This is a genomic window from Veillonella sp. S13054-11 (genome assembly GCF_002959795.1).
GTDB classification, from domain to species: Bacteria; Bacillota; Negativicutes; order Veillonellales; family Veillonellaceae; genus Veillonella; species Veillonella parvula_E.
The window spans coordinates 252,524-265,267 of sequence record NZ_PPCY01000002.1 but is presented as its reverse complement, the minus strand read 5'-3'; the positions used below and the strand labels follow the sequence as shown (position 1 = coordinate 265,267).

Below are 12,744 nucleotides of genomic sequence, written 5' to 3'. Positions count from 1 at the left end.
GTCCGAAACGTATATTTTTGGTCTATTCGGAGTAGATATACAAGATACACTTTGCTAACATTAAAATGTGAATGATATTCAATGTCATTATATGTTAGTGAAGTGTATCTTTTTTAGTTTGTGTGTAAGATACAAGATATATGTTTAGTTATAAGTTTAGGAGGGCACAATGAACCGGTGGGGACATACAAAGCGTACCATAATCCTGTCTAGTGCAGTTGCCTTGTGGCTTAGCGCGCCTCTAGTGGTTTGGGCAGATAATGCGACTGTCACTACAGATGTTGTTCATGTGAAAGGCACATGGGCAGAAGAAGAAGCAAAATTGAACTCACAGCAAGTGCAAATCATTACCAAGAAAGAGATTGAAAAGAAACAGGCGAAGTCCGTCGAAGATATTATTTTTACGCAAACAGGTGTATCTAGAACAGTTGATGCTATGGGACGTGTTGGCGTGTCCATTCGCGGTGCAGAAGCGCGTCACACTCTCATCCTCGTAGATGGTCAACCAGTGCTAGGTGATTTTGATAAGTACTCTGGTGCGGCAGATGAAGTACAACGTTTGGGCACAGAGAACGTAGAGAGAATTGAAGTTATTCAAGGTGCAGCTAGTGCTAAATACGGATCCGATGCAGTAGGTGGTGTAGTTAATATCATCACTAAAAAAGCACAAAAGAAACCATCCGTACAATTTAATGCTGAAGGCATGCGTCGTAAGAGCGATGGCGATGTGTTTCCGTTCCAAAACTTCTTCATTCGTGCCGATTCTGGTCAAATGGGCAAGTTAAAGGTTGGTTTATCAGGTAGTAAACGAGATCTTATGCCTGTTCTAGCATCTGTTAAACGTCGTGCCTCTGGGATGGCCTTTGATTATGCAAAACATAACTTCAAGCCAAATGTACTTCGTTACTATGGTGATGCGGCAGATATCGGTCTTGTAGCGACCTACGAGGCAAATGATAAAAACAAGGTGGAATTGCGACTTAATCGGTACACAGAAGATCTTGTGCGCGATGTTAAGCATTCCGACTCCGACTTAGAGCCACAACAACACTTCAAACGTACCGCAGATCGTAATACAGCTAACTTGCAATGGTCCTCTAGAGCTGGAAAGAGTGACTGGACGGTAGAAACTAATTACTCTCGTATTAAAGAAAATGACGTAGCCCTCATTAACTATACAGGTCGTTCCGCTTATGAAGGCTCTAATGAGTTGCGTTATATCGATAACATCGATCATCGTCAATTAGATATTCGAGTCAATGCAAATACGCAAGTCAATAAAAATCATTTGCTAAGCTATGGTGTTAGCTATGCTCGTGAAGAAGGCTCTGGTAGTCGCTTAAAGAGTTCTCCTAATACAAGTACGATGTACATTGATCCTTGGGATTACGATAAAAGCTTGTTAGTAGACCGCCTTGATCGTCTCGTGCGACGTAAAGGCGATAACAGTATTAAAGTTTACTCTCACATCCATGATTATAAATTCATTAATTCCGGTGGCGGCATGCCGCAATGGGATATGGATTATGAATATTATGGTGCAGCGAATGATGCGCAAAAACCGGGGATTACATATGATGATTATGTGAATTATGGTTTATCTGAAAGCAGACTCAGTGAATGGTCAAGCACATCGCCGAATAATCAGCCCGTAACGGATGAATTCAAGAAGCGATATTATGCTTTGGAAAATCGGTTGAAATCGGAAAATCCTGAAATGGCGGCGCATCGTGCAAATATCGTAGGCGACTATTTTAAATATGGTGAGTCTAACGATCCAGAAATGCGTAAGAAAGCGCCTAAGCTAAATGGTAAGGCTTTCTTGGAAGAGTACCGTAATCGCGACCAACGCTTGACTACTGGTAGTGGTACGATTCGTAAAATAAACGCTTATATTTCTGATACATGGCAAGTCAATAAGAATTTAACATTGTCTCCAATTGTGCGTTTTGATAATAGTAGCTTGTTTGGTTCTAACGTATCTGCATCCTTGGGGATGACATATAACGTTAAGGGTAATACACATCGCAGATTTAAAGCCAATGTAGGTACTGGTTATACAGAACCTGGTATGGGCGAATTGTGGTATAACTGGGAAATGTATGCTTCTAACCCTGTAGGGATTGGGGTAGCAAAACTCGGTTGGTATTGGGCTGGCAATCCTAATTTGAAACCAGAAAAATCAGTCAATTTCGACATGAGCTTGGAAGGTGAAAATAAAAATACATATGCACGCGTAGGTGTATTCCATAACCGTATTAAGAACTATATGTCTGTATACTTCACTGGTGATTTTATGGACTTCGCACCATATCTTAAGGGTGATGCGAAATACCAACGTGCACCGGATATGATTTACAGCTTTAAAAATATTGGTAAAGCTGAAATTACAGGGTTGCAAGCGGAAGTACAACAAAAATTCGGCAAATATTGGTCTGGTAAATTAGGTTATACATATTTACACGCCATTAACAAAAGCGATCCATCTATGCCACGTCAATTATTGGATAAACCAATGCACAAAGTTGATATTGGCATTACTTATGATAATCCTAAATCCGGTTGGAATGGCTCCATCTGGGGTGATTACTATATCAATATGCTTGATAGTAATACTCTTAATAACGGCGGTAACTACTGGCCAGATATCTTGTCTGGTGATGCAGGCGTTTATAAGAAACAAATGTATGAAAAGAAAACATTTGGCATTTGGAATGTAATGATTCAAAAACGTTTCAATAAAAATGCCATGATGTATTTCGGTATCAACAATATCTTTAACCATCGCGATGATGATCGTGCTACACAAGAACGCGTATACCGCATGGGTGTTAACCTTAAATTTGGTGGTGGCGATGGTAGTAAAACTACGGCCATCGGCAAAACTAAGAATGGTGCAAACGTTAATGCTACAGGTGCTAATATAGCTAATGGTGAAGTGGTAAATTCTGAATCTAGTGTACAAAACGTAGCTGATGTAGTTCGTTTAACTGACTTTATTCGTTCTGATTTTGATACTACTAAAGAACGTGGTATTACAATGGTTGGCGACTATAGAGCGCGTTGGATGGCACATGATGGTTCTAATAGACCGCAATCTCCATTTAGAGCAAACTCTGCCATCGGTTCTGCAAAAGCCAATATGTACGATGCTAATCGTCATAGTTTTGAACAACGCTTACGCCTTGGCTTTGATGCTCGACTCAATGAGTTCACTAACCTCAAAGTTATCGGTAGCATGAGTGGCATGAGTGGAGTAGATACAAGCTGGACAAAATCTGATTCCAAAGGTCTCAACCATCAACGACTCGATACAGTTGATCTTACAAGACGCGTTAAGAAATGGGACGTATCCGTAGGGCGTTTAACTGAGCCTATGGGCGCTAGTGGCTACTGGTTTGGTCAATCTTATGATGGCGTTCGTGCTGTTTGGAATGGCCATGATTCTCAAGTTCGTATTGGTGTTGGTACTTTCAAACATAGTACAGGTATCACTGATTCTGCATATACACATGCAGTGCATAAAGTTATCTTTAGACCACCAACAGCAGCTGAATTGATTGGTATCAATCGCGATGATTATCCATATGATATCAACAGTGCTACAAAATCTGGTTCAGACGGTGAAAGAAAAGATTCTGATGCTCCGGCAGCACCAGATAGTCCTAATGGCATTTATGATTCGACTTATAAAGGCAAGACTAATAGCCTTTATTTCTATCAACAGCTTAAAGATTTGCAAGATGAATATGAAGCTTATAAGGCTACATTAAATCTAAATTGGAGTAATCCAAACCGCGATCAAGAAATTGAAAAGGCTAATGCTAAGTTAGCAGAAACACAACAAAAACAAGCTCAAGTTATGAGTCGTTTACAAGATATTCTTACAAAAGCATATCCTAAAGAGATGGCTGAGAAAAAATTCTCCCTCGATATTCCATCTGGTGGATATACAATGTACGAAATTACTAATAAGAAAACAGGGGAAAAACTCTATAAGACTGGTGAGCTTATGTATAATGTGAACTCTCCGTTATACCCTGAATATCTAAAAGATAAGGCAAAAGGTCTAATCGTACCTACTGATAATAAAGAAGCTTTGTTGAATCCAAAGGGTTATGTTGATAAGCATGGTAATGAGATTAATCAATCCATTTCAGAAATTGCTAAATATAATGCCACAGATAATTGGAAGAATTATAATAATGGTTCGCTTGATGAGGTTTGGGTAAAACAAGCTGATGGTACATTTAAGAGATCTTATGATTACTATGGTCAACCATCTAGTGATTACGAATTTACTGGTTTCTTAGGGGCTAAGACTTATAAATATGATAGTGGTAAATACGTATTTAGCGATTATGATGCTAAAGAGGCCTTATATAAGAAGAACTTTACAATGTCCTATAACGATTATGGTGAAGGTGGTTCTTATTATGGTTGGGGCATGCCAAATGCTATGTATAACTATATGTATAATCTTGAAAATGTTGTACATGATGCAGAGTCTGAAAATAAATTACCACGCGAAGCAATCGGTAAGGTCATTGGCAACTTGATTAGAACAGAAGGTGTAGTTCTTGAAAAAGATACTGTACCAGCCATCGATAAGGCCGCATTTATTCAATACAAGAAACAAATTGGTGCTCGTCTTGGTTTACAAGCTTGGTACTTACGTTCCTTTGGCGGTAAAACACATACATATTTAAATGCTAATGGAAACAGTAATGATGAATACAGCTTCTCCAATGTAGCTCATGTATTTGGTATCGGTGCTAAGTATCAACTTGGTGCTAATGCAGCTGTTACGGTTGATTATGGTCAAAACCGTTCTAACCTAGGACGTTACCTCAATGGTAATACCATATATCAACATGAACGTGGCACAGCAGACTTTACTCTAAAAGGTCACCAAATGGGCGGCACACCACACTTCTGGATGGCTCGTCTAGATATTGGGCGTGCTGATCTAGATGTTCCGAAATCTTGGAATGCGTTCATCGATTACAAATACTTTGAACATGGTTCCTTCTTCGGTGGCAATGGTACGGGCGCAGTACCTGATCGTTATTTAGATGGTGTTCGTAGCTTTACATTTGGTGCCGGTTATGTACCGCGTAAGGACTTGCTTCTTGAAGCATTCTATACATTTGATGCGAAGGGCACTAATAAACGAGATACTTTATATGGTAGTGAAAGCTTTAAGTTAGGCGATTATACACGAATTCAAGGGACCTATAGGTTCTAATGCTCAGTCTGTAAACAGGCAGAAAGGTTACAAATATGGAAAATTTAAATTATGTCATTCACTTATTTCATAGTGGTGGGTATGTAATGTATCCATTGTTACTCTTGTCTTTCATGGTTATCGCTATAGCTGCAGAACGTGCTTTCTTCTATCGTAAGTATGCAGGCAAAACATTTGTTGTAACTCATGCAGTAAATGAATTTGCAAAACTACAACGTTGGGATGAAATCGATAAAGTCATTAAAGAGAACCCTTCTATTGCAAGTCGTATTGCGGAAGCAGGTTTAAAAAATGATTCTAGCGAAGAAGCAATGAAGACAGCCTTTGCTGATCAAATGGGGGTTGATGCAGTTGGCTTCCGAAAATATATGGACTACTTAAGTGCAACAGTTACAATCTCTCCATTATTGGGATTGCTTGGTACGGTAACAGGTATGATAGGTTCTTTCAGTATCCTTGACTCCGGTGCCGGTGCATCTGCCATTACTGGTGGTGTAGGTGAGGCTCTTATCGCTACAGCATCTGGTTTATGTGTAGCCATAATGGCATTTATCGTATACACAATCTTTAGTCATCGTTTGGATTCCATTATTAACCAAATTGAAAATATGTGTGTAAATATTGTTACAGCTAAACGAGAAGGGTGGAAATAGTTATGAACTTGCAAAGCTTTCGTATGAAAACTAAGCCGGAATTCATGATTATTCCAATGATTGATATCATTTTCTTCTTGTTGGTATTCTTCATGATGAACAGCTTGCAAACAGTGGCTCAAAAAGCCTTGTCTGTACAATTACCACAGGCTACTAGTGCTTCTGCACCGGCTCAATTACCAGTGGTTCTAACATTAGATGCAGAGGGTCATATTACGATTGATAACAAGCCAATGAGCATTGACGATGCTGAGGCAATGGTAAAACAACGTATCCAAGAAAACCCTAATGCTAGTGTTATCTTACAAGCTGATAAACGAGCGGCTCATGGTCAAGTAGTAGCAATCATGGACATGTTAAAACAATCTGGCGTTAAACGCTTAGCTATTGCAGCTGAACAGAAAGGATAACTATGGGACTAGGCATATCATGGAAAAAAGCAGCCATTATATCCGCCGTAGTTCATCTTATTGCTCTCTTTATTGCTGTAATCTTTTTTGTAGTGGTTCCAGCCATTCAAGAAATGGATACCTATGAAATCGATCTCACACAAAGTGTGCTCGATGATGGTGGCAGTGGACATGCTGGTGGTGGCGGAGGCAACAGAGCCGATCTGTTCCCTAAACCATTGTCAGCAGATGAAGTAGCGGCAAGAACAAAGGCTGTTGTAGCAAATGTTGAACCATCTACCGCAACAGATATTCCTGATGCAGTAGATGTGGCAGCTAAAGCAAGCGAAAATAAAGGCAATACATCCGGTGATAATTCCGCTGTTGGTGGCACAGGCCCTGGATCTGGTGGCGGTTCTGGTGGTGGTCATGGTACCGGCGAAGGTACTGGCGTTGGTGATGGTAGAGGCCATGGTACTGGTACAGGTGATGGTACCGGTGAAGGTGATGGTCATGGTACAGGTAAAGCAGCGTTCAATGTAGAGGGCTTTTATGCAGCTGTAGATAGCCAAAAACAAATTCCTTATGCGGCTATTAAGCGTAAAATGAACGTAGATGTTACAATTAATGTAATGGCTAAATTAGATACTAATGGTAATTTAATAGACGTATATCCAACTAGTGGTGGCGATGAGATATTTGTAGAAGCGGCTCTTGATGCAGTGCGACGAGCGACTCCGTATCCAAATGAAACAGGGGATATACAACCAGTAGAAGTTCCTGTACACTTTGTAGTACAGGCCGATGGCGAAGATGAAGAAGAATAAATATATCTAAGTAATAAAGGAGATAAATATGAAATCTATTATTTTATATTCTTCCCTTACGGGAAATACTAAAAGTGTAGCGGAAGCAATGGCTTCCGTTATGCCTGAGGGAACACCTTGCGTTTCTGTAAAAGATGCACCTGAAAATTTAGCTGATTATGATACAGTATTCGTAGGTTTCTGGGTGGATCGCGGTACAGCGAATAAAGAAGCAGCAAAATTGATTGAAACTTTAAAAAATCCTAATGTGGTATTCTTTGCCACACTAGGAATGTATGCTGATTCTGATCATGCTCGTGAAAGTATCGAGAAAGCATCTGAATTGTTGCCTAACAAAGAAGCTCTTGTAGATGGCTTCGTATGCCAAGGTAAAATCGATCCTAAAGTAATCGAAATGATGTATAAAATGTTCCCACCTGGATCTGCACATGGGCAAAGCCCAGAGCGCGATGCGTTACATAAAGCGGCGGAAACTCATCCAGATGAACAAGACTTTGCAAATGCAAAAGAATTTACTAAATCTGTACTTGCAAAGTTACAAGCCTAATTTCTGAAAGGGGATTGGAGTATGAGTTTAGCAAGTTTTTTTGAATCCATTCCGGAGAAACAACGAAATCTACAATTAGGTTTCAAATGCGATAATCCGATGAGTGGTGCATTTCCTCATAAACGGGTTGTTCATGCAGGCCTTAATGGTACGCTCGTTTCTCCGAAAGAAACACAATCTGTTTGGGATACATTGATGAATGGTGTTCCTAAAAAGGGTGAAATGCAATGCGCTTACATTCATATTCCGTTTTGTAAGACAAAATGCACATATTGTGGCTTCTTCCAAAACGGTACGAGTCAAAGTGTTGAAGACCAATATATTGATGGTCTAATTAGCGAATTAAAGCTCGCAAGTGAACGTCCGAGATTAAAAGATGGTTTGATCCATGCCGTGTTTATCGGCGGTGGCACACCAACATCTTTATCACCGACAAACTCTGAAAGATTGCTCAAAGCCATTAAAGAGTACTTGCCATTGGCAAACGATTATGAGCTTACCTTAGAGGGTCGTATTCACGATTTGATTCCTGAAAATCTTGAAGTTTGGATGGCAAACGGCGTTAACCGTATGTCCATCGGCGTACAATCTTTCAACACAGAAGTGCGTCAAATGGTAGGTCGTTTAGATACAAAAGAAACTGTATTAGAACGGCTAGCTGCTTTAAAAGCTTATGGTCAATGCTCTGTCGTTATTGACTTAATCTATGGCTTGCCTGGTCAAACTATGGAGGTGTGGGAACAAGATTTAGCTGATTTGGTAAGTTCTGGCGTTGATGGTGCAGACCTATATCAATTAAATGTATTTGATGGTAGTGATCTCAATAAAGACATTGAAAATGGGAAGGTTCCTGCTGCAGCAACAACAGCGATGCAAGGGGATATGTTCGAATTCGGTCGACAATACCTAGATGCGCGATCTTATCGCCGATTGAGTGCCGCACATTGGAGTGCTAATAATCGTGAGCGTAGCCTATATAACACTCTAGCTAAATCGGGTGTCCCAATGTTCCCATTTGGTAGTGGTGCAGGTGGTAACGTCGATGGCTATGGCATGATGTTACATCGCGCATTAAAACCATATGAAGATATGGTAAGCCGTGGTGAAAAACCGTTTATGGCACTAATGAAACAAAGTGAATTACAACCTATCGTTAATCAAGTAGTAAGCCAACTAGAACAAGGTTTCCTCAATATTATGAGCTTAGTAAAGATGGATTCAAGATTAGATGAATTGAACTGGCTCTATAAATTATGGGAAGAACGAGGCCTTGTTGTTTATAATGGTTTACTTTACAAATTGACTGCAGCCGGTGAGTTCTGGACTGTAAATCTTACACAAAGTACATTAGAAGCTGTTGAATATATCTTGACTGGTAAGAACTCCTTCGCTGTAGAAGCAGTAGCGGCTCAGGATACAAAAACAACTTCTAAAGAGAATCCTAATCAACAAGTACGTGGCATTGGTCAAGGAAAAGCGAATATCTCTGTGCCAACGGATGAGGATTCTGAGACACAACGTAAAGAGGCTCTTATTACTAAGGCGAAAGCTGAAATTTCCAAGAGCGGTGCTTCTGGAGAGTCTGCAGAACGAATGGTGCAAGCTATGTACAATTTGAGCGCTGACGAAATTGAATATATGATGGAACGTATGATGTCCTAAACTATTATGTTACACCTCAATTCTAACAACCTCTGGGAATAACTAATTTATAATAAACAAGACATAATACGTAACATATAGGTGCTCTTTGTAGTACAAAGTAACCCCAGCCTTTGGTCTGGGGTTTACTTTTTATAGCGCGAAAGGTATTCTGTAGATATAAGACTTAAAGGGCTTTAAACAGTATAAGAATAGATATACAAACCTATAAGGCTATAAAAACTGATTACTGTTAAAATCATAAATTGATAAGAAAGATATTGAATCTATAAGATGTAAAGTAATATTGCTTATATAGCTAATTGTAGGCTTAGGGGGTTAGTATGAGTACATTTCCTCAAAAAAAGATAGATATATTAGGTATTGGAGCTAGTACATTAGACCGTTTTATCGTGGTTGATCATTATCCAACAGGTCGTGAGGTGCAGCAAGTTTTATCCTCGACCAACGATGGTGGTGGACCTGTAGCAACTGCCTTGGCCGTTGCAGGTAAATATGGTGCACGTACGGCCATGATTGATAGTATCGGTGACGATATGGTAGGGCAGCATATTTTAGATGATTTCAAAAAATATAATGTTAATACCGATTCTATTCATATTGAGGGACAGGCAAAAAGTGGTGTCGCTACAATCCTCGTAAAGCATAGTACTGGCGAGCGTGCCGTATTTTTTGAACGTTCTACTGCGCCAGAACCAGCGTTTTTAGATTCTCATAAACAATTAATGGCAGAAACTTTTATTTTGCATATCAACGGTCGTCATAGAAACTTAATGCGTTCTGCCATGGATGTTGCAAAAGAGGTGGGGACAATCATCTCTCTTGATGGTGGAGCACAACGCTACGATGAAGATATGAAACCAATCACTGAAGATAGTCATATCGTTATCGTTGCCCGTGATTATGCTGAGAAGTATACGGGCACTACTGATTTAGAAGAGGCCTGCCATATCATTCATGAACGTGGCGCACTTATTGCAGGGGTTACGGATGGCGCTAATGGTAGTTATTTCGTATGGCCTGATGGAACTTTCTATCGCTGCCAAGCATTTCCTCAAGAACATGTAGTTGATACAACGGGGGCTGGAGATAGTTTTCATGGTGCATTTCTTTCAAAGCTTGTTACATTATTGAATGAGTTAGCTCCAGTGGAAGGGTTAAAGACCTCTACATATGGTATAGATTTATTACAATATTGTGGACATTCTGATCTAGAAAGGGCTGCTATTTTTGCGTCCGCTGTAGCAGCTTTAAATACGCAAGGGATTGGTGGCCGTAGCCCTTTACCAAGTTTACAAGTTGTACATAAATTAATGGGATTGGAGTAAATCAGTATGTGGCACGATATTTCCCATTCTCATGTACAACGGTACATGCAACAAAATCCCTATCGATTATTAGCGTTTAGCTTTCTAGGCGTCATGATTATAGGTACCATATTGCTTATGTTACCGATGGCGAGTGCTCAGGGGCAAACGACGGCTCTTGTAGATGCCGCTTTTACAGCCGTATCTTGTGTTTCGGTAACAGGGCTGGCCACTGTAGATACTTATTATCATTGGTCTTTATTTGGTAAGATTGTAATGGTTATCCTTATTCAGTTAGGTGGGTTAGGAATTGTATCTTTCACAACCATAATTGCTTTGCTTCTAGGTAAACGAGTAGGCCTTAAAAATCGTGTGCTTTTGTCCGAGGATGTCGGACAGGATGGTATGACTGGATTACTACATATTACGAAAAAGTTAACGCTTTATACCTTTGCTATTGAAATTGTAGGAGGCATAATCTATACGATTCAGCTATATCCTTATATTGGACAGGCTGCATTATATACAGGTATCATGCAAGCTATTTCCACCTTTTGTAACGCTGGATTTGTATTTTTTGATAATGATCTACCGTATGCCATGGTAGGGGACATATTATTTAATATCAATACGGCCGTGCTAATTGTGATCGGTGGTTTTGGCTATTTAGCGGCCTTTGACATATGGTCACACCGTAAGGTGAGACGATTTGTTGACTTAAAACTTCACACTAAGATTATGTTAGTAGGCACAGCGATTCTTATCTTATTAGGAACTATCATTTTTTTAGGTGTGGAATGGTCAAATCCAAAAACCTTTGGGTCATTACCGATTTGGAATAAAATAATGGCCTCTTTATTTCAAGCGATTACGCCGCGTACAGCGGGGATTGCAACGGTTGACTATAATGCATTACATCCAATTACCTTGTTTGTTACTATTATTCTCATGTTTATTGGTGCTGGCCCAAACTCTACCGGTGGAGGCGTTAAAATTAGCACCGTAGCAGTAACCATACTTGCATCGCGTACCTTGTTTAATAACCGTCCAGATACAGAGATTTTTGAACGTCGTATTTCATTAGTAACCGTGCTTAAAGCCAATGGGATTATATTTTTATCGCTTCTTCTCATTTTAATAGCCACATGTTATCTGGCTTGGGATGAGCCTTATGATTTTATTCGATTGCTATTTGAGGTTACGTCTGCCTTTGGGACTGTAGGCCTTACAACGGGAATTACGCCCGATTTATCTGAAAGCAGTAAATGGGTGCTGATGCTTGTTATGTTTACAGGTCGTGTGGGTGTTATGACCGTTATTGGTACATGGGCTCTTAGGACGTCACCAACGAAGCCAATTGGGTATGCAGAAGAGAATGTATTGTTGTAATTGAGTAGAATAGTTAGCCTATCAGGAGATATAGCATGAAATATAAAACAATAGCTGTCATTGGTCTTGGACAATTTGGTACGACCATCGCCAAGATGTTAGCCTCTATGAATCATGAGGTTTTGGGTGTAGATATTAATCCAGAAATTGTACAAAAGGTTTCCCCCTATGTCACACATGCTATCGTAGCAGATACTACTGATGAAGAGGCTATTAAAGCCTTAGCTTTGAGCCAATTTGATATAGTTATTGTTGCTATTGGGGATAATATCCAGGCAAATCTTATGACTTCGATGTTATTGAAAGAAATGAAAATGCCTCATGTGGTTTCGAAAGCTGAAAATGCACTCCAAGGTAAGATGCTCAAGAAGATGGGGGTAGATATGGTTATCTATCCAGAATACGATGTGGCACAACGATTAGCTCAATCGTTGACACGAGAACATGTAATGGATTACCTACAGCTATCTAAAAGTATTAGCCTTATTGAAGTAGATATGCCAAAATTTTTGGTAGGCACTTGCTTGAAAGATTCTAATCTGCGTGAGAAATATAATCTTAATGCTGTAGGAATCAGGCGTGGGGAGGATTTAGAAGTCCCTCCTAATCCGTTTACGATTCTTTCAGCAGAGGATAAACTATTAATCATAGGAAATAATTCTGATTTAGATGCATTAACAGTGTAGTAAGTATACGAAAGAGATATAAATATATCGAAAAAA

9 protein-coding genes are annotated in these 12,744 nt (G+C 39.7%); all 9 read left to right on the top strand.

What is annotated here, in order from left to right; translation table 11 throughout:
- Window positions 1–169: 169 nt before the first annotated feature.
- The 9 genes from VPHSUH08_RS03260 to VPHSUH08_RS03220 all read left to right on the top strand — a co-directional run bounded on the left by VPHSUH08_RS03260 (window position 170) and on the right by VPHSUH08_RS03220 (window position 12,708).
- Window positions 170–5,248 (top strand): TonB-dependent siderophore receptor, encoded by a 5,079-nt coding sequence (locus VPHSUH08_RS03260; protein ID WP_105086711.1) that lies wholly within the window; start codon window positions 170–172, stop codon window positions 5,246–5,248.
- A 35-nt stretch (window positions 5,249–5,283) separates the two neighbouring features.
- Window positions 5,284–5,901, top strand: a complete 618-nt coding sequence (locus tag VPHSUH08_RS03255; RefSeq protein WP_004696674.1) for a MotA/TolQ/ExbB proton channel family protein — start codon at window positions 5,284–5,286, stop codon at window positions 5,899–5,901.
- A 2-nt stretch (window positions 5,902–5,903) separates the two neighbouring features.
- Entirely contained in the window at window positions 5,904–6,311 is a 408-nt protein-coding gene (locus tag VPHSUH08_RS03250) for a biopolymer transporter ExbD (RefSeq protein WP_004698605.1), read from the top strand.
- A gap of 2 nt (window positions 6,312–6,313) precedes the next feature.
- Window positions 6,314–7,117, top strand: coding sequence for an energy transducer TonB (locus VPHSUH08_RS03245; protein ID WP_004696671.1), 804 nt, complete (start codon window positions 6,314–6,316; stop codon window positions 7,115–7,117).
- 28 nt (window positions 7,118–7,145) lie between these two features.
- Window positions 7,146–7,664, top strand: coding sequence for a flavodoxin family protein (locus tag VPHSUH08_RS03240; RefSeq protein ID WP_021148425.1), 519 nt, complete (start codon window positions 7,146–7,148; stop codon window positions 7,662–7,664).
- A 21-nt stretch (window positions 7,665–7,685) separates the two neighbouring features.
- Entirely contained in the window at window positions 7,686–9,326 is a 1,641-nt protein-coding gene (gene hutW, locus VPHSUH08_RS03235; protein ID WP_008601575.1) for a heme anaerobic degradation radical SAM methyltransferase ChuW/HutW, read from the top strand.
- Between the two features lie 323 nt (window positions 9,327–9,649).
- Window positions 9,650–10,654: a carbohydrate kinase family protein gene (locus VPHSUH08_RS03230; protein ID WP_105086710.1), complete on the top strand. Its 1,005-nt coding sequence runs from the start codon at window positions 9,650–9,652 to the stop codon at window positions 10,652–10,654.
- A 6-nt stretch (window positions 10,655–10,660) separates the two neighbouring features.
- The gene (locus VPHSUH08_RS03225) at window positions 10,661–12,022 is read left to right on the top strand and encodes a TrkH family potassium uptake protein (protein ID WP_008601570.1); all 1,362 of its coding nucleotides are present in this window, start codon (window positions 10,661–10,663) and stop codon (window positions 12,020–12,022) included.
- Window positions 12,023–12,057: 35 nt separating this feature from the next.
- Complete coding sequence (locus tag VPHSUH08_RS03220; protein WP_008714417.1) at window positions 12,058–12,708, top strand: TrkA family potassium uptake protein; 651 nt, start codon at window positions 12,058–12,060, stop codon at window positions 12,706–12,708.
- The last annotated feature ends 36 nt before the right edge of the window (window positions 12,709–12,744 follow it).